Genomic DNA, 16,257 nt, shown 5'->3' on the forward strand with positions numbered 1-16,257 from the left:
TTCCGATTCAGCGGGAGACCAGGCGGCCATTGCTGAGCTGCACCGCCAGTCCGCCGTCCACGCGCAGCAACTCGCCGGTCACGTAGTCGGCGGCCGGACCGGCCAGGTAGGCCACCGCCTCGGCGACCTGCTGGACGGTCCCGTAGCGGCGCATGGGGACATGGGTGCGCCCGCGCCCGCCGTCGCGCTGCAGCAGGTCACCGATCAGATCGGTCGGGATCACCCCGCCCAGAACGGCATTCACGCGGACCCCGAACCGGGCCATCTCCACCGCGCAGGCCAGCGTGAAGGCGTTCATCGCGCCCTTCGAGGTGGAGTAGTTGGACTGCCCGGTGAGCCCCTTCTCGCCCATGATCGACGACACGTTCACGATCGAGCCCTCGCCCTGGGCCATGAGGTGCCCGGCCGCGGCATGGGTGCAGTTGAACGCGCCACCCAGGTTCACCCGGATGACCTCCCACCACACCTCGGGATCCATGTCGTGCAGCAGGCCGTCGCGGGTGATGCCCGCGTTGTTGACCAGAATGTGCAAGCCGCCCAACTGTTCTCGCGTCTGCTCCACCAGATCGCGGGCCGCGCCGCCGTCGGCGACATCGGCCCCGATGGCGACCGCGCGCCCACCGGAGCGCTCGATCTCGGCGACCACCTCGAGGGCCTCGTCCTTGTGGGAGCGGTAGTTGACGGCCACGGCCGCGCCGCGACCGGCCAGGGTCAGGGCCACGGCCCGCCCGATGCCCCGGGACGCGCCGGTGACCAGCGCGACCCGGCCGGCGAAGTCGCCGGACATCAGGCGACAGCCTCGGCGTCGGCCGGACCGGCGGCGGCGCGCTGGGCGACCAGGTCCACCAGATTCCGCACGGTGACCAGGCCGAGCACCTGCTCACCGCGCAGCGGGCCGTTCAGCTTGGTCCGATCGAACTGCGGCAGCACCTTTTCCAGATGTGCGAGGCCGATGTCGGAGACGATCTCGTTCTCGTCACCGAACTCGTCGTCGGGGATACCACCCTGCAGCAGCTCCTGGACATCGGCGACGGCGATCTTCACGCCGGTGTCGCGGTGGATGCGGAACAGGATGTCGAGCAGGTCGATGGATTCCGCGCCGAGCTCGTCGATGAGGGTGGCGTCGAGGGTCACCTCGGACTGGTCGATGCCCAGTGCGTCGGCGATCGCGTCGATGACGGCGGGAGCGAAATCGGTGCTGGTTTCGGGCATGGTTATCTCTTCCTTCGTGGTGGGGACACCGTTGGGTCCCCTGGGGCGCGGGACGCCACAGGGGTGAGGATCGGCCGGATTCGGCGGATCAGGCGTAGGCGGCGATGGCCGCGGCGATGCGGCGCGCGTCCTGGGTGCTGCGCACGGTGGCCGCGCCCAGCATGCGGTTGGCGAGGCCGGACAGCACGCGTCCGGGGCCGATCTCGAGGTAGTCGGTGCAGCCGAGATCGGCGGCGGTGCCGATCACCTCGATCCAGCGGACGGGGGCGGTGAGCTGTCGGCGTAGTAGGTCGCGGGCGTCATTGCCACTCGAAATCTTCTGCGCGGTAACGGAACTGAGGACATCGATGGCGGGGTCGCGGAATTCGGCGCGGTGCAGGTCGGCCGCGAACCGCTCCTCCAGCGAGGCCATGAGCGAGCAATGGAACGGCGCTCCGACCCGCAGCGCGACCAACGAGCCCGCGCCTTCCTCGCGCAGTAACTCCACGGCGGCGTCCACCGCCTCCGCCGTGCCGGAGATGACCGACTGATCGGGGGCGTTGTAGTTGGCGAGTTCGACCACGCCGGCCACTCCCGCGCAGATCTCCTCGATCCGCGCCGCGGGCACCCCGGACACGGCCGTCATGGCACCCGGTATCGCCGCGGCGATTTCCGCCATCAGCTCGCCCCGGCGTCGCACCAGGGTCAGCGCGTCGGCGAGGTCCAGCACCCCGGCCGCGACCAGGGCGGTGAACTCGCCGAGGCTGTGCCCGGTCACCATGTCGGGGGAGAAGGCCTCGGCGCGCAGCACCTCGAAGATTGCGAAGGAGGTGGCCAGGATCGCGGGTTGCGCGATCTCGGTGGCCCGCAACTGTTCCGCGTCGCCCTCGGTGCACAGCTTGCCCAGGGGCAGGCCCAGCACCTCGTCGGCGCGCTCGAATACCACCCCCGCCGTGCCGGGGTGCTCCCGGATCAGGTGGGCGGCCATGCCCTCGCGCTGGGAACCCTGGCCGGGAAACATGGCGATCACACTGGCGTTCATGTTGTCTTCCGAATCCTGCTGGTAGCCATGGCTACTGCGAGACAAATCCCGAACGTCGCTGTTCTCGCCCCGAGTATGTGAATCCCGGCTCGAGCAGTCCTCGAGGAAAACCAAACACGCAGTAACTATCTGAGCGACCCTGGCCTTTCGGCCGGCCGTTGCTCGTGCGGTAACTGGACATGGCGTGACGCTAACCAGGGGCGGTTAGGACCGGGTTAGGGGTCAGCGGGCGCGATCGGGCCTCAGCCGCAGTGGCTTTCGAGATAGAGCCGCAGTACCAGCCGGCCCTGGCCGACCACCCACTCGTTGCGGGGAGCGTCCCGGTAGGCGTGTTCGATGGTCCCCTCGGCGATCGCGATCGCGACCCCGAACACCCGGGGATCGGTGTGTGCGGGCATCACCCCGGATTTCAGCAGCAGGTGGCCGAACGAGTGCGCGCAACGGCGCTGATGGACGTGGACCACGTCGCTGTCGCCGTAGGCGAAGTAGAGCGCGACGAATTCGAGATGCCGCAGGAAGTGGGTGCGATGCACGGCGGCGAACAGGTCGATCGCGTGCGGGATGCTGTCCGCGCGAAGCGTTTCGATCTCCGCCGCGACCCGCCGGTCGATCCGGTCGAGGTCGCGGTCGAGCAGCTGGCGGAACACCGCCTCCCGATTGGCGAAGAACTGGTAGAGCGTCGCGATCGGCACGGCGGCGCACTCGGCGATCGCGCGGGTCGTCACGGCGTCCACGCCGTGCTCGTCCACGAGTTCCCGTGCCGCGTCCAGGATGCGCTCGACACGTTCCCTGCTGCGCGACTGCACAGGTGCGCGTCGGAGGCGCCCCAGCTCGGACACTCGATCATGATCGCAGACGACTCGGCGCAGCCGCAAAACATGAGCGGAACATGACTTTTCGTCCGATCGGCCAGGTAGCGGCGTGAAGGAAACATTACTGTTTCGTGGGTCGTGCGAAGAAGTCCAGTGGCTGGAGTCGATTTGCGAAACATCCACTTGCGCAGGCAAGTTGGCCGTGCGAACATAGCCGCCAGCGGAAATGGGCTGCGAGATGGATTGTGGCGAAATAGATTTGAATATTTCTGCGGTTCGCCCATGACGCAAGGAGTTTTCATTGAGAGCATCTGGTGAACGGGCGATTCATGTCAAAATGATGGGCGAGTTCGCCATTTCGGACTCCGGTGCGGATTGTGTCCGGTGGCGTGCGAGCAAGGCTCGATCACTGTTCGGAGTGTTGCTCGTGAACCGCAACAGCGTCGTGGGCAAGGAGCGGCTACGAGAGTTGTTGTGGCCGGACATCGATGGGCCCAGTACGTCGTTGAAGGTGACGGTGCACGCCCTGCGCAGAACGTTGGATGCCCACTTCGGAACCGAACGGCGAGACCTGCGCATCGAGTTCCGGGATTTCGGCTACATCATGGACGTGAGTGACGATGTGATCGTCGATTGCCAGGAATTCGAGCGGTATACCGGTGCCGCACGTGATGCCGCCGCGCGCGGCCTGCGGGAGGAGGCGCTGGACCTGTATCGACGGGCCGCCGCACTCTACTCGGGCGAGTTTCTCGACGGCGAATCCGACAGCTGGGTGATCGAACACCGGCACTGGCTGCGTTCGATGATCCTGAGCGCGTTGAACACGCTGGCCGAATACGCGCTCGACGCAGGAGAACTCGCCGACGCCGCCGACGCGTGCCGCCGCACCCTCGCCATCGATACGGCGAACGAGGCGGCTTTTCGCCGACTGATGACGATCCACGCCCGGCGCGGGGAGCTGCAGCAGGCGGAACAGTGGTACGCGCTGTGTGCGCAACGTCTGCGGGAGCAGTTCGAAATCGATCCCAACCAGGACACGCGGTCGCTGCGGCATCGCCTGCTCGGCAGCGAATTCCTGGAGAGTTCCCGCCCGGTCCGTGCGGGCCGCCGGGCTCGCGACGGCGTCTCGGATCGCCTGGGCTCGATCGCCTGACCGCGGATCATCCGCCGGGGAGCGCGGTGGGCGTGCTCAACAGCCGGGCCCGCCGGGTGAGGGTGAGGCCGATACCCTCGGCGGCCGCGCGGACCGATGCCGCGTGGGCGTCCGGATGGAACCGGTGGGACGGGCCCGCCACGCTGATCGCCGCCACCACGCGGTCCGCGTCGCGGATCGGGGCGGACACGCACACCAGGCCAGGGGCCGACTCCTCGAATTCGAAGGCCACGCCGTCCGCGGCGATCCGATCGAGCTGTTTGCGCAGCGTGCCCGGCTGGACCATCGTCCGCGGAGTGTAGCGACGCAGCGGCCCTGCCAGTACCTGATCCCGGAGCGCCGCATCGGCATTGGCCAGCAACACCTTGCCGATGGCCGTGCAGTGCACCGGCATGCGGCCTCCGATCCGGGACGGAGCGCTGGCCTGCCGCCGTCCGCCGATCTTCGTCAGGTACACGACATCCGTGCCATCGAGGACGCCCAGATGCACGGTCTCGTGAATACGCGCGTTCAGCTCCTCGAGGAAGGGAATGGCCACCTCGAGCAGACTCCGCTCGACCGACGCGCGCATACCCAGCTCGAACAGATGCCCGCCGAGCCGATATCCGGCCTCGGTCCGGTCCAGCAGCCGCACCGTCACCATGTCCGACAGCACCCGGTGCAAGGTGCCCTTCGGAATGCGGGTCCGCCGCGCGAGCTCGGCGAGGCTCAACGGGGCGTCGTCGATCGAGAACGCCTCGAGTACCGCCATGGTCTTGCCCAGAACGGTCGAACCGTCCACCACTCGACCGGCAACTGCAGCTGACATCGTCGACCTCCAACCCTGCGGGCCCAGCCCACTCTATCCGGCGGGCGTTCGGCTCAGTGGAACGGAATGCTGGCGGGTGCGTCCTGCCCGCGGTGACAGTGAGATCGCTGTTCCAGCCTTCGTCACGAATCCGGAGTTTCCGATGCCACCACCTCCAAGCCTTGACCGACGCTCCGCGGACGCGGACACCGCCGCGATCGCCGCCGACATGCTCGGCGCGGCTGCCCGCTCCGGCACCCCGTGCGCGCCGGTCCGCGATCTGATCGGTGCCGACGACGTGGCCGCGGCATATGCGGTGCAGGAACTGCTGACCGCCGGGCGCATCGCGGCGGGCGCCCAGGTCGTCGGCCGCAAGATCGGCCTGACCTCCCCGGCCGTGCAGCGGCAGCTCGGCGTCGATCAACCGGATTTCGGAGTGTTGTTCGACGACATGCAGTACCGGCAGGACACGCCGGTGCCGCTGAGCCGGCTGCTGCAACCGAAGGTCGAAGCCGAAGTCGCGTTCGTGCTCGCACAGGACCTGGTGGACGGCTCGCTCGACGACGAGCAGGTTCGCAGCGCGGTCGGCTACGCGGTGGCCGCGCTCGAGATCGTCGACAGCCGCATCGCGGGCTGGGACATCACGTTCGGCGACACCGTCGCCGACAACGCCTCCAGCGGCCTGTTCGTCCTCGGCTCCGAACGCCGCACCCTCGATACCTTCGACCCCGTTTCGGTGCGGATGCGGATGGCGATCGACGGTGTCCACGTGTCGGCCGGAACCGGCGCCGCCTGCCTCGGCGACCCGCTGCACGCCCTGGCCTGGCTGGCACGGACCACCCGCGAGTTCGGTCGGCCACTGCGCGCCGGGCAGATCGTGCTCTCCGGAGCGCTGGGACCCATGGCCCCGATCCAGGGCCCCGCCACCGTCACCGCGGACATCACCGGACTCGGCTCGGTGACCGCGAACTTCGTCCAGGAGTAAGAATCATGAACGACAAACCCGCCGGGCTGAAGGTCGCGGTGATCGGGTCGGGCAACATCGGCACCGATCTCATGATCAAGGTGATCCGGCACTCGGACGTGCTGACGATGGGTGCGATGGTCGGCATCGACCCGGAATCCGACGGACTCGCCCGCGCCCGCCGGTTCGGCATCCCGACCACGGCCGACGGCGTCGAGGGCCTGCTGAAGCTGCCGAACTTCGACGAGATCGACGTGGTCTTCGACGCGACCTCCGCCAAAGCCCACGCCGCCCACGCCGCGGTGCTCGAACCGCTCGGCAAACGCCTCATCGATCTGACGCCGGCCGCGCTCGGCCCGTTCGTCGTACCGGCGGTGAACCTCGACGAACATCGCCACGCGCCCAACGTCAACATGGTCACCTGCGGCGGGCAGGCCACCATCCCGATCGTCGCCGCCATCTCCCGCGTCGCACCGGTCGCCTACGCCGAGATCGTCGCGTCCATCGCCTCGAAATCCGCGGGGCCGGGTACCCGCGCCAATATCGACGAGTTCACCGAGACCACCGCGCACGCGATCGAAACGGTCGGTGGCGCCCGGCGCGGCAAGGCCATCATCATCCTCAATCCCGCGGACCCGCCGCTGATCATGCGCGATACGGTGCTGTGCCTGATCACGGCACCCGATTCCGGTACCCACCGGGCGATTCGCGAATCGGTGGAGCAGATGGTCGCGCAGGTGGCCACCTACGTGCCCGGCTACCGCCTCAAGCAACGAGTTCAGATCAGCGCCGTCCCGCAGGATCAACCGGTGCGCACCCTGCTCGGCCCGGACACGGCGGCCGCGCCCACGCATCAGGTGTCGGTCTTCCTGGAAGTCGAAGGAGCCGCCCACTATCTCCCGGCATACGCGGGCAACCTCGACATCATGACCTCGGCGGCGGTGCGCTACGCCGAATCCATCGCCGACACGATCGCCGCCGCCCCGGCAGAACAGGAAGCGCTCCGATGACCACCCAGCTGTTCATCCAAGACGTCACACTCCGCGACGGCATGCACGCGGTGCGCCATCGCATCACGCCCGACGACGTCGGCCGGATCGTGGCCGCGCTCGACGCGGCGGGTGTCGACGGCATCGAAGTCGCCCACGGCGACGGTCTCGCCGGAGGCAGCCTGAACTACGGGCCCGGGAGCAACACCGACTGGGAATGGATCGAGGCCGCCGCCGCCAATCTCACGAACGCCCGGCTGACGACGCTGCTGCTGCCCGGCATCGGCACCATCGAAGAACTGAAGCAGGCCTACCGGCTGGGCGTCCGGTCGGTGCGCGTGGCCACCCACTGCACCGAAGCCGACGTGTCGGCCCAGCACATCGCCACCGCACGGGAACTCGGCATGGACGTCGCCGGATTCCTGATGATGTCGCACATGGCCGAACCGGCTCGCCTCGCCGAACAGGCGAAAATGATGGAAGCGTATGGGGCGCAGTGCGTTTACGTCACCGATTCCGGTGGCCGGCTGACCATGGACGGTGTCCGTGCCCGGGTTCGCGCCTACCGTCAGGCGCTCGATCCGGGCACCGAGATCGGCATTCACGCGCACGAGAACCTCTCGCTGTCGGTGGCCAATTCGGTGGTGGCGGTCGAAGAAGGCGTCACCCGGGTCGATGCCTCGCTCGCCGGACACGGTGCGGGGGCGGGCAACTGCCCGATCGAACCTTTCGTCGCGGTCGCCGATCTGGCCGGCTGGAAGCACAACTGCGATCTGTTCGCGCTGCAAGACGCCGCCGACGACCTGGTGCGGCCGCTGCAGGATCGTCCGGTGCGGGTAGACCGCGAAACCCTCACCCTCGGGTACGCCGGGGTCTACTCGTCCTTCCTGCGCCATGCCGAAGCGGCGTCGCGGCGTTACGGCATCGACGTGCGCACGATCCTGCTCGAGGTGGGACGCCGCGGACTGGTCGGCGGACAGGAGGACCTCATCGTCGACATAGCCCTGGACTTGCTCCCCGCCGCCGACAGGGCGACAGCCTGACGGAGGGGCAGCGCCTTGCCCAGGTCCTGCTGGGTGTCCGTTCCGGCTGGTGGTTGCAATTTCACGGTATGTTGAAATATGTTCGAGCAGGTGCTGAAACAGCATCCGCAGGCGATCATGCGCGCACGGAACGGGCAAAAAAAGGGGGACAGCGGGACATGGCGGCACGAGCGGGACGAGGTCCGCGTGGCGAACGTGGCGCGCAGGCGGACCGCATCCTGGCCGCGGCTCGCAAGTCCTTCGCCGAGCGGGGCTACAACGGGACCTCCTTGCGGTCGGTGGCTCAGGCCGCCGATGTCGATCCCACCCTGGTGAACTACTACTTCTCGAACAAGCCCGGACTGCTGAAAGCGGCACTGGAGCCGCCGGCCGCCTTCGGTGAGCGCATTGCCGAGGCCGCCCAGGTGCCCCTGGAGGAGCGCGGGCGAGCCTTCGTGGAGGTGGCGGTGCGCATGTGGGACGATCCGGCCACCGCGGAGGTCCTGCGCTCGATCATCCTCGCGGCAAGTCACGAGCCCTTCGCCATGGAGCGCCTCCGCTCCATCTTCTCCGCCCTCGTTCTGCAGGTCGTGTCGGCGAGCCTTCCCCGCGACGAGGCCGAGGTGCGCGCAAGTCTGGTGTCCACGCAGATCGTGGGCCTGGCGATGACGCGTTACGTCTGGGGGATCGACCGCATCGCCGACATCCCCACCGAGCAGGTCATCCGACTGATCGCGCCGACTGTGCAGCACTACCTCACGGGCGACCTGGGCGAGGACATCCCGGGGAACGCCTGACCGCGAGCGGCTGACCGGGCCGGACGTGGCCCGTCGGCACCTCGATTTCCGGCGCACACCGCCGGTCGTCAGTACCTCGATCCGTCCCCCGTCTAGTGGGGTGACCTGCGAGGACGATGCAGTGGTCCCGGTCCGCGGCCTCGAATTCCCTCGGACCTACCATATTTTCACGACGTATGGAAATTATGCTTGCCCGTGACGAGTCGGTGCGCGTACGGTGAGGACAGTTAATTTCAGTACACGTGGAAATGAAGGTGCGATGGCTCGATTCAAGACCGCTGGAGTGGAGACCGGTCAGCGTCAGCTCAACGGACCGCAGACGACCGGTCGCCGGTACCGCAACCTGTCCACCGCCGGCCACGGGACGACCCGCGAGAACAATGTGCCCGTCCCGGTCCGTGACGGCACCCAGCTCCTGGCCGACATTCGCCGGCCCGACGCGGAGGGCAGATTCCCCGCCCTCATCGCGGCGGCCCCCTACCCCCGTCAGCTCCAGGACCTGGGCGCCCCCGCGGCCATCATCGAGGCCGGCAACAGCGACTTCTGGGTGCCGCGCGGTTACGCCCATGTCATCGCCAACCTGCGCGGCACCGTCGGCTCCGGCGGCGTCTACACCTTTTTCGACGAGCAGGAGCGCAAGGATCTGTTCGACCTGGTCGAGTGGGTCGCCGCGCAACCCTGGTGCGACGGGAACGTGGGCATGATCGGCATCAGCTACTACGCCATGACCCAGTTGGAGGCGGCCACCCAGCGCCCGCCGCACCTCAGGGCCCTGTTCCCCTTCAACGTCACCGTTCAGGCCCGGGAAGCCGCGTACCACAACGGCCTGTTGAGCGCGGCCTTCTTCACCCCCTGGATCCATGCGCTGGGCGTCCTGTCCGCCCACGGCGACCGCCTCTACCGCGCGGGCCTGTCCCGTCTCCTGCGCCGGTTCCTCGCCATCCCCGCCGTCCACCGGCGGTTCAGCCGGAGCGACGCCGTCCAGGTACACCACCGCCTGGAGCAGGTCAGCCGCTTCCGCCACGCCGCCCACCCGTGGAACGACCTGCTCGAGGCAGTGGTCACCGATCACCCCACCCGCGATGCGTGGTGGGACGAGCGTGATCTGACCGGACTGCTCGCCGATGTCGACATACCCGTCTACCTCGGCGGCGAGTGGTCCAGTGTCCCCCTCCACCTGCCCGGCCTCTTCGAAGCCTGGGACGCCCTCGCCCACAACCCGCACGTGCGCATGGCCATGCTCGGGGCCTACGGCCTGCCGTGGCCATGGGAAAGCATGCACATCGAGGCTCTCGCCTGGTTCGACCACTGGCTCAAGGGGGCGGACACCGGCATTCTCGAAGGCCCTGCCATCCGCTACTGGCTGCCCGGGGCCGAAGAGTGGCGCACCGCCGACGCCTGGCCCCCGCCGGCCACCCACACCGCCCTGGCCCTCAACGCCGACGGCTCCCTTACCGCCGACGAGCGGCCGGGCGCGCTCAGTTACGCCACCGACGGTGCGGACGCGATGCCCGCACAGCTGAGTTGGACCAGCGACCCGCTTCCCGAAGACATCGAGATGGTCGGTCATCCGGAATTACGGCTCACCGCCACCAGCGGCGCGACGGACACCGCATGGATCCTGCTCCTGCAAGACGTCGGCCCGGACGGCACGGCCACCGACGTCACCCAGGGCTGGCTGCGCGCCGGCATGCGCCACGTCGACGAGGGTGCGAGTGAGACGGGCCGGCCCGTCCTCCCGGCGCGGGCGTGGATCCCCATCCGTGTGGGCGAGCCGGTCGACTACCGCATCCCGCTGGTCGCCAACGCCCGCCTGTTCCAGCGCGGGCACCGCATCCGGCTGATCCTCACCAGCGACGACACTCGCGAGGACTTCCAGCCCATGCTGCTGTTCAGCCACGCACCCGTCGGGATCGAGGGCGTCAACACGATCCACTCCAGCTCACGCCTGCTCCTTCCGATCCTGGCGGGCGGAAGCGGCGATCGGTCCGGTACGCCGAAGGAACCACCGGCGTAATGCAATGCCACATCACTGTCCACTTCCCGGGTTGGCCGCCGTTGCACTATGCGGCCGACTCCGTGGCAGCGCACGCTTTTGCGCGGGCAGTGTACGAAATGGGGCTGGCGGCAATACAAATCGATCACGATATGCGAGAAGCATTGCAGCCCATGCCTTGTCAGCGGCTCTGGCGATGAACGGGCGGTATGCCCCACTCGCTCACTGCCATTCGTATGTACCGCGACCGAGTGACAGGCGCATCGAGACGCTGCCCTCGTTGAGGCGCCACCGATGCACAACGAAGGTTCGCAGACCCGCGGTGACGAAGGGATCCGCCGACGCAATGGCGGTTGCCTCGGCCTCGTCGGCGGCGCGTAAGACCGTGACGCCCGATCCCGGGCGTATGCCGGGACCGCTGACGAGGGGGCCCGACAGGAAGACGACGTGGCGTTCCTCGAGGTCCAGCAGCCAGGCGATGTGCGCCGGGGCGAGGACGGCGATGTCCTCGGCGGTCGTCCCGTCCACGGGGGTCGAGGTCACCATCCAGTACTCCCGGCCCAGCAGCCGGGTGAGATCCGGAGCGTCGTGATCGGTAGCGGGAGGCAAGGAGTCCATCCGGGAACTGTATGCAATTTGAGCCCGGTGTCAACATCCAGAGGAGCCTTGACAGTAAAAGTGCATACACATTACGGTCGGAAATAACGATGGGAGTCGCGCTACCTGCGGACTCCTCGGCCGAGCCATTCGAGGCCCAATTCATCGACCACCACATGACCGGCCGCCCACCCATGGAAAGGAAGGTTCACCATGCCGATCGCTGAACTCGGTCATTTCGGAGTTTTCTGCAATGACCTGGAGACCAGTACGGCGTTCTACCGCGATGTCCTCGGATTGACCGTCACCGACGAGGATCTGAATCTGGGCATGCGGTTCTTCAGTGCCCGGCCGAACTTCGAGCACCACGAGTTCCAGCTCGTCGAAGGCCGGACCGTGGGGCGCGCCGACGAGGACACCAAGCTCATTCAGCAGGTCTCGTTCCGGGTCAATCATCTGACCGAGCTGCTCGAGATGCACCGCAGATTCATCGAGCACAATGTCGACTTCGACATGATCGTGACGCACGGCAATGCGTTCGGCATCTACTTCTTCGATCCCGAGGGCAACCGGTGCGAGGTGTACTGGCAGACCGGGCTCCCCGCCCGCCAGCCCTTCCTGGCGGCGATCGACCTCACCGAACCGATCGAGAAGCTGCTGGCCGACAACGCGGCGCTGGTCGCCCGGTACGGCGAGACCGGTTATCTGCAGCCCGGGCTGGTGAAGAACCTCATCCCGGACGCGATCGACTCCTGACCGCCCATGTTCGGCAAGGTCCACAGGAGAGGAAACCCATGATCACGCTGACCGACATCGCCTACGTGCGGTCGGGAGTCGCCGATCTCCGGACCGCCGTCGACTTCGCGACCCGCATCGTCGGTCTCGAGCTCGCCGGCGAGACCGAACCGGGCGTCGCACACCTGCGCGCCGACTCCCGCCACCACTGTCTCGCACTGGTCGAGGGGGCATCGGGGGTGCTGGCCTCCGGGTTCACCGTCGCCGACTCGGATGCGCTGGAGGCGGCCGAGAGCCAGCTCGAGCGGGCTGGTTTCGCCGTGCGGCGAGGGTCGAAGCACGAGGCCCGATCGCGGCGCGTGGCCGAATTCATCGGCTTCGACGACCCCTTCGGCAATCGCATCGAGCTGGTCAGTCGGCAGGAGACGATCACCCGGCCGGTCGCTTTCACTCGGCCGGCCGGCATCACGGAGTTCGGGCACCTCTGCCTCGACGCCCCGGATGTGCACGAGGCCTACCGGTTCTGGAACGGGCATTTCAACGCCCGCGTATCGGATTGGATCGGCGACGCCGCGTGCCTGATGCGGATCGATCCCGTGCACCACAAGCTCGCCGTATTCCAGGGGGAGAGCGCTGGTCTGTGCCACATGAACTTCCAGGTCGAGTCCATCGACGATGTGTTCCGTTCCTGGCACTTCCTGCAAGAGCACGACGTCCGGATCGAAATGGGTCCGGGTCGCCACCCGCAGTCGACGGCCGTTTTCCTCTACTTTCTCGGCCCCGAGGATTTCACCTACGAGTACTCGTTCGGGGTGCGTCGCATCGAGGATGACGCGGCCTGGCGACCACGCACGTTCGATCCCGACGAACCGGGTTCGATCGATATGTGGCTGGGCCCGGTCACGCGGGTCTCGACGCAGCGTCCGGCCCGGCTGACCGGAACTGATTCCACCCCACGAGGAGCTACCAAGTGACTGCCACCAGCGAACAGCTGACCGCATCGATCCGCGAGGTCGATGGGGTACCCACCGCCGTCATCGACACCGGGGAACCCCGCGGCGAGAGTGCGCAGCCGCCGCTGCTGCTGCTGCACGGATCCGGTCCGGGTGTCAGCGCCGCGGCCAACTGGCGTCCCGTGCTGCCGTCCCTGTCGCAGACCAGGCGTGTCATCGCCCCCGACCAGTTGGGCTTCGGTGGCACAGCCACCGGTGAGCCGCGAACGTGGGGTCGGCAGGCGTGGACCCGGCACGCACTCGCGCTGATGGACGAACTCGGCATCCACACCTTCGACATCATCGGCAACTCGATGGGCGGGGCCATCGCCCTTTCGCTCGCGGCCGAGCGCCCGCGAGCCGTCCGCCGCCTCGTCCTCATGGGCTCGATGGGTGTCGCGATGGCGCTACCGCAGGGGTTGGACACGGTGTGGAGTTATCGGCCGGAAATGGAGAACATGCGCGAGATCATCGGGCTGTTCGCCTACGACCGGGGGCTGATCACCGATCAGCTGGTCGAGATGCGATACGAGGCGAGTGCCACGCCCGCCGTCGCGAAATCCTGGGAAGCGATGTTTCCCGAACCCCGTCAACGCTGGGTCGATGACCTCGCGCTGTCCGGTGCCGAGTTGACCCGGGTGGCGCAGCCGACCCTGATGATCCACGGGCGGGACGATCGGGTCGTGCCGTGGAAGGAATCGTCCGGCGCCCTGCTGGACCTCCTTCCGGACGTCCGGCTGCACGTGCTGGGCAACTGCGGCCACTGGACCATGATCGAGAAGACCGCCGAGTTCCTCGGTGTCGTGGAACCGTTCCTCTCCTAGGCCTGGCCTGGCGCAGACCCGCGAAGCACGGGGTCCCGGCCGCGCACCGTCAGTCCGGAACGCCGACCATCTCCAGTGCCAGCGGCACGGCGGTCGGCCGGTAGTCGGGCGAGGTGTCACTCAATACTTTGAGGGCGGTGTGGGCCAGGTGACTGGCCATGCGGGCCTGGGCCACGGCCTTGTTTCCCGCCTCCAGCGCGGACAGGATCTGCGCGTGCTCCCGATCACCGGCTTTGTGCCAGCTGTTCGGCTCGCCACCCTGGTAGATCCGGATGTATCGGACGCACCGGTCGGCCAGCTGCCGCAACTGCTTCTGCATGGTGTCGCTGGCGCCGCAGGTGATCGTGCGATGGAACGCCGAGTGGATGACGAACCAGCGCTCGGTCTCGCCGGCCTCGGCGGCCGCTCGCATGGCCGCCAGCTGCTCGGCCGCCTGCTGCCGGGCGCCCGCGTCGAAGTCGCCCACGGTCATGGCCACGGCGAGCGACTCGAGCACGACTCGGCTGGCATAGATTTCATCGAGCTCACGAGGGTCGAGTACGGAGACGCGGGTGCGCTGGTTCGGTTCGATCTGGACCAGGCCCTCCTCCTGCAGCATCCGCAGCACCTCGCGCAACGGGGTGCGGCTGATGCCGAGCTGCTCGGCCAGTGATACCTGCGAGAGCTTCGTCCCGGGTTGCAGCGTGCCGTCGAGAATCCGCTCGCGCAGGTAGGCGTGCACATGCGGGATTGCCTGGCGTGCCTCGGGCAGCTCCACCTTCGTGATGTGAGGGACAAGCACTTTGCGACTCATGGCCCCCAGCGTAAGCGATGTGTATACATATTCCTTCTCTTTCGTGAGTCGGTCGAGTAAAGTGCATACAGTATTGAGCAGTGGCCATGCCAGTGAGGACGTGACGAATGTGAGAACCATCGGGGTGATCGGCCTGGGCAAGATGGGCCTGCCGATCGCCGAGAACCTGCTGGGCCGCGGCTTCGGTGTCGTCGGGTACCGGCGCAGCATCGAGTGTCCCGAGCTCGAGGCCGCGGGTGGCGCTGTCGCGGCGTCGCCGGCGGAACTGGCCGCCTCGTGCGAGGTCATCGTGTCGATCCTGCCGACCGCGGACGACGTCGAGCGCGTCGTCCGCGGGTCCGGGGGAACGCTGTCGGCGATGCGCCCCGGGACGGTCCACCTCGAGATGAGCACGATTCCGGTCCCGAGAAAGCTCGGACTGATGCGTCAGCTCGAGCACGCCGGGGCCACCATGCTCGACTGTCCGATCAGTGGTAGCCCCGGAATGGTCGGCCCGCGCCTGGCCACCGTCTTCGCCTCCGGATCGGCGGAGGCGATCGATCGAGTGGCCGATGTCCTGGACGCCATCTCGGGGCCCTGGGTCCGAACCGGCGACTTCGGCACCGGCACCCACCTGAAATACATCTCCTCCATGCTGGTCGCGACCCATACGGTCGCGGCGGCGGAAGCGATCGTGCTGGCCCGCCGCTACAACTTGGACCTCGACATGGTCCAGCACACCCTGGAGACGTCCATCGCGGGCTCGGCGCTGCTCGAGCGGCGCGGTCCCGTCATGGCGCACCGCTCATGGCTGCCGGCCCCCGGGCCCATCGCGACATTGCACGAGATCCTCGACCAGATCGAGGTGCACCTGCACGATCTCGGCGAGCGGCGGCCGGTGTTCGAGGCGGCCAAAGCGGTGTTCGACCAGGCCATGGCCGATGGCTGGGGTGAGCTCGATATAGCCAGCGTGCACGACCAGATCTCCACCGAAGACGCTCTCGCACAAGGAGTTACCGAATGATCTTTGTCACCCACCGCCTCCCGGTCAACGAGCCGGGCGAGCCCACCCTCGATCGGACCGCCGTGTGGCAGGGACTGGTCATGAAGGCCAACAACGCGCTGCCCTTCGTGCCGATCATGACGCACTGCGAGGTCACTGCTCGTCTCGACGACGAGACCTTCGAGCGTGAGATCGAGGCGTTCGGTGACCGCTACATCGAGCGGATCGCCCTGCAGCCTCAGCGGCGAGTGGTGTTCACGCGCCTCGCGGGTCCGGTGCTCGGCACGATCACCAATGACATCGAGGAGGACGCGGAGGGCCTGTTCCTCCGGTTCAGCTTCGCGCTCGTCCTCGAAGGCGCGCAGAGCGGTTCTCCGGAGGAGTCGGCGTATGCCGACGAGACCAGGACCCATTACGTAGCGGCCGTCGGCGCCACGCTCAACGCCATGCGTCGCGTCGCACGGGGAGAGGCGCCGGTCGCGTCGCCCGCGACCTGACGTCCCGTCGACCGACTCGTCCCCGACCGGTGGGGGCGCGGCCGGGGGGGGCGCGCCCCCCCGCCCGGGTGCGGCCGGCCGGGG

At 67.8% G+C, this 16,257-nt stretch carries 18 protein-coding genes; 11 read left to right on the top strand and 7 right to left on the bottom strand.

The window, feature by feature from the left end:
• Positions 1-7 precede the first annotated feature (7 nt).
• The 4 genes from ABZV44_RS25065 to ABZV44_RS25080 form a co-directional block, all read right to left on the bottom strand.
• Entirely contained in the window at positions 8-787 is a 780-nt protein-coding gene (locus ABZV44_RS25065; RefSeq protein WP_354840751.1) for a 3-oxoacyl-ACP reductase family protein, read from the bottom strand.
• Positions 787-1,212: an acyl carrier protein gene (locus ABZV44_RS25070; protein WP_354840754.1), complete on the bottom strand. Its 426-nt coding sequence runs from the start codon at positions 1,210-1,212 to the stop codon at positions 787-789. Before ABZV44_RS25070 ends, ABZV44_RS25065 begins: the two co-directional genes overlap by 1 nt.
• A gap of 88 nt (positions 1,213-1,300) precedes the next feature.
• A complete protein-coding gene (gene fabD / locus ABZV44_RS25075; protein ID WP_354840756.1) occupies positions 1,301-2,233 on the bottom strand; it encodes an ACP S-malonyltransferase in 933 nt (310 codons plus the stop codon).
• Positions 2,234-2,475: 242 nt separating this feature from the next.
• Positions 2,476-3,072, bottom strand: coding sequence for a helix-turn-helix domain-containing protein (locus ABZV44_RS25080; RefSeq protein ID WP_354840759.1), 597 nt, complete (start codon positions 3,070-3,072; stop codon positions 2,476-2,478).
• Between the two features lie 400 nt (positions 3,073-3,472).
• On the opposite strand from ABZV44_RS25080, the gene ABZV44_RS25085 reads away from it, so the two are divergent.
• Positions 3,473-4,198: a bacterial transcriptional activator domain-containing protein gene (locus ABZV44_RS25085; RefSeq protein WP_354840762.1), complete on the top strand. Its 726-nt coding sequence runs from the start codon at positions 3,473-3,475 to the stop codon at positions 4,196-4,198.
• 7 nt (positions 4,199-4,205) lie between these two features.
• On the opposite strand, the gene ABZV44_RS25090 is transcribed toward ABZV44_RS25085, so the two are convergent.
• Positions 4,206-5,006, bottom strand: coding sequence for an IclR family transcriptional regulator (locus ABZV44_RS25090; RefSeq protein ID WP_354840765.1), 801 nt, complete (start codon positions 5,004-5,006; stop codon positions 4,206-4,208).
• Positions 5,007-5,148: 142 nt separating this feature from the next.
• Here ABZV44_RS25090 and ABZV44_RS25095 point away from each other — a divergent pair, with 142 nt between their 5' ends.
• From ABZV44_RS25095 to ABZV44_RS25115, 5 genes are all read left to right on the top strand, one after another.
• On the top strand, positions 5,149-5,970 hold the full coding sequence (locus tag ABZV44_RS25095) for a fumarylacetoacetate hydrolase family protein (protein WP_354840767.1): 822 nt from the start codon (positions 5,149-5,151) through the stop codon (positions 5,968-5,970).
• A 5-nt stretch (positions 5,971-5,975) separates the two neighbouring features.
• A complete protein-coding gene (locus ABZV44_RS25100; protein WP_354840769.1) occupies positions 5,976-6,959 on the top strand; it encodes an acetaldehyde dehydrogenase (acetylating) in 984 nt (327 codons plus the stop codon).
• The gene (dmpG, locus tag ABZV44_RS25105; RefSeq protein ID WP_354840772.1) at positions 6,956-7,981 is read left to right on the top strand and encodes a 4-hydroxy-2-oxovalerate aldolase; all 1,026 of its coding nucleotides are present in this window, start codon (positions 6,956-6,958) and stop codon (positions 7,979-7,981) included. Before ABZV44_RS25100 ends, dmpG begins: the two co-directional genes overlap by 4 nt.
• A gap of 158 nt (positions 7,982-8,139) precedes the next feature.
• Positions 8,140-8,757 (top strand): TetR family transcriptional regulator, encoded by a 618-nt coding sequence (locus tag ABZV44_RS25110; RefSeq protein ID WP_354840774.1) that lies wholly within the window; start codon positions 8,140-8,142, stop codon positions 8,755-8,757.
• Between the two features lie 259 nt (positions 8,758-9,016).
• Positions 9,017-10,774: a CocE/NonD family hydrolase gene (locus ABZV44_RS25115; protein WP_354840776.1), complete on the top strand. Its 1,758-nt coding sequence runs from the start codon at positions 9,017-9,019 to the stop codon at positions 10,772-10,774.
• A gap of 201 nt (positions 10,775-10,975) precedes the next feature.
• On the opposite strand, the gene ABZV44_RS25120 is transcribed toward ABZV44_RS25115, so the two are convergent.
• On the bottom strand, positions 10,976-11,371 hold the full coding sequence (locus ABZV44_RS25120; RefSeq protein ID WP_354840779.1) for a YciI family protein: 396 nt from the start codon (positions 11,369-11,371) through the stop codon (positions 10,976-10,978).
• A gap of 192 nt (positions 11,372-11,563) precedes the next feature.
• On the opposite strand from ABZV44_RS25120, the gene ABZV44_RS25125 reads away from it, so the two are divergent.
• The 3 genes from ABZV44_RS25125 to ABZV44_RS25135 are packed head-to-tail and all read left to right on the top strand — an operon-like array spanning position 11,564 to position 13,901.
• A complete protein-coding gene (locus ABZV44_RS25125; RefSeq protein ID WP_354840782.1) occupies positions 11,564-12,106 on the top strand; it encodes a VOC family protein in 543 nt (180 codons plus the stop codon).
• Between the two features lie 38 nt (positions 12,107-12,144).
• Positions 12,145-13,059, top strand: a complete 915-nt coding sequence (locus ABZV44_RS25130; RefSeq protein WP_354840785.1) for a VOC family protein — start codon at positions 12,145-12,147, stop codon at positions 13,057-13,059.
• Positions 13,056-13,901, top strand: a complete 846-nt coding sequence (locus ABZV44_RS25135; RefSeq protein ID WP_354840788.1) for an alpha/beta hydrolase — start codon at positions 13,056-13,058, stop codon at positions 13,899-13,901. Before ABZV44_RS25130 ends, ABZV44_RS25135 begins: the two co-directional genes overlap by 4 nt.
• A gap of 49 nt (positions 13,902-13,950) precedes the next feature.
• Here ABZV44_RS25135 and ABZV44_RS25140 read toward each other — a convergent pair whose 3' ends face one another.
• Entirely contained in the window at positions 13,951-14,694 is a 744-nt protein-coding gene (locus ABZV44_RS25140) for a GntR family transcriptional regulator (RefSeq protein WP_354840791.1), read from the bottom strand.
• Positions 14,695-14,794: 100 nt separating this feature from the next.
• Here ABZV44_RS25140 and ABZV44_RS25145 point away from each other — a divergent pair, with 100 nt between their 5' ends.
• Positions 14,795-15,697, top strand: a complete 903-nt coding sequence (locus ABZV44_RS25145; RefSeq protein ID WP_354840794.1) for an NAD(P)-dependent oxidoreductase — start codon at positions 14,795-14,797, stop codon at positions 15,695-15,697.
• Positions 15,694-16,173 (top strand): SRPBCC family protein, encoded by a 480-nt coding sequence (locus ABZV44_RS25150; protein ID WP_354840797.1) that lies wholly within the window; start codon positions 15,694-15,696, stop codon positions 16,171-16,173. Before ABZV44_RS25145 ends, ABZV44_RS25150 begins: the two co-directional genes overlap by 4 nt.
• Positions 16,174-16,257 lie beyond the last annotated feature (84 nt).

Source organism: Nocardia sp. NPDC004860 (genome assembly GCF_040609015.1).
Classification (GTDB): domain Bacteria; phylum Actinomycetota; class Actinomycetes; order Mycobacteriales; family Mycobacteriaceae; genus Nocardia.

What these genes read in the sequence shown, in the direction of transcription:
- ABZV44_RS25065 (WP_354840751.1), bottom strand. Translation starts at nt 787, where the DNA reads ATGTCCGGCGACTTCGCCGGCCGGGTCGCGCTGGTCACCGGCGCGTCC.
- ABZV44_RS25070 (WP_354840754.1), bottom strand. Translation starts at nt 1,212, where the DNA reads ATGCCCGAAACCAGCACCGATTTCGCTCCCGCCGTCATCGACGCGATC.
- fabD (WP_354840756.1), bottom strand. Translation starts at nt 2,233, where the DNA reads ATGAACGCCAGTGTGATCGCCATGTTTCCCGGCCAGGGTTCCCAGCGC.
- ABZV44_RS25090 (WP_354840765.1), bottom strand. Translation starts at nt 5,006, where the DNA reads ATGTCAGCTGCAGTTGCCGGTCGAGTGGTGGACGGTTCGACCGTTCTG.
- ABZV44_RS25095 (WP_354840767.1), top strand. Translation starts at nt 5,149, where the DNA reads ATGCCACCACCTCCAAGCCTTGACCGACGCTCCGCGGACGCGGACACC.
- ABZV44_RS25100 (WP_354840769.1), top strand. Translation starts at nt 5,976, where the DNA reads ATGAACGACAAACCCGCCGGGCTGAAGGTCGCGGTGATCGGGTCGGGC.
- dmpG (WP_354840772.1), top strand. Translation starts at nt 6,956, where the DNA reads ATGACCACCCAGCTGTTCATCCAAGACGTCACACTCCGCGACGGCATG.
- ABZV44_RS25110 (WP_354840774.1), top strand. Translation starts at nt 8,140, where the DNA reads ATGGCGGCACGAGCGGGACGAGGTCCGCGTGGCGAACGTGGCGCGCAG.
- ABZV44_RS25115 (WP_354840776.1), top strand. Translation starts at nt 9,017, where the DNA reads ATGGCTCGATTCAAGACCGCTGGAGTGGAGACCGGTCAGCGTCAGCTC.
- ABZV44_RS25120 (WP_354840779.1), bottom strand. Translation starts at nt 11,371, where the DNA reads ATGGACTCCTTGCCTCCCGCTACCGATCACGACGCTCCGGATCTCACC.
- ABZV44_RS25125 (WP_354840782.1), top strand. Translation starts at nt 11,564, where the DNA reads ATGCCGATCGCTGAACTCGGTCATTTCGGAGTTTTCTGCAATGACCTG.
- ABZV44_RS25130 (WP_354840785.1), top strand. Translation starts at nt 12,145, where the DNA reads ATGATCACGCTGACCGACATCGCCTACGTGCGGTCGGGAGTCGCCGAT.
- ABZV44_RS25140 (WP_354840791.1), bottom strand. Translation starts at nt 14,694, where the DNA reads ATGAGTCGCAAAGTGCTTGTCCCTCACATCACGAAGGTGGAGCTGCCC.
- ABZV44_RS25150 (WP_354840797.1), top strand. Translation starts at nt 15,694, where the DNA reads ATGATCTTTGTCACCCACCGCCTCCCGGTCAACGAGCCGGGCGAGCCC.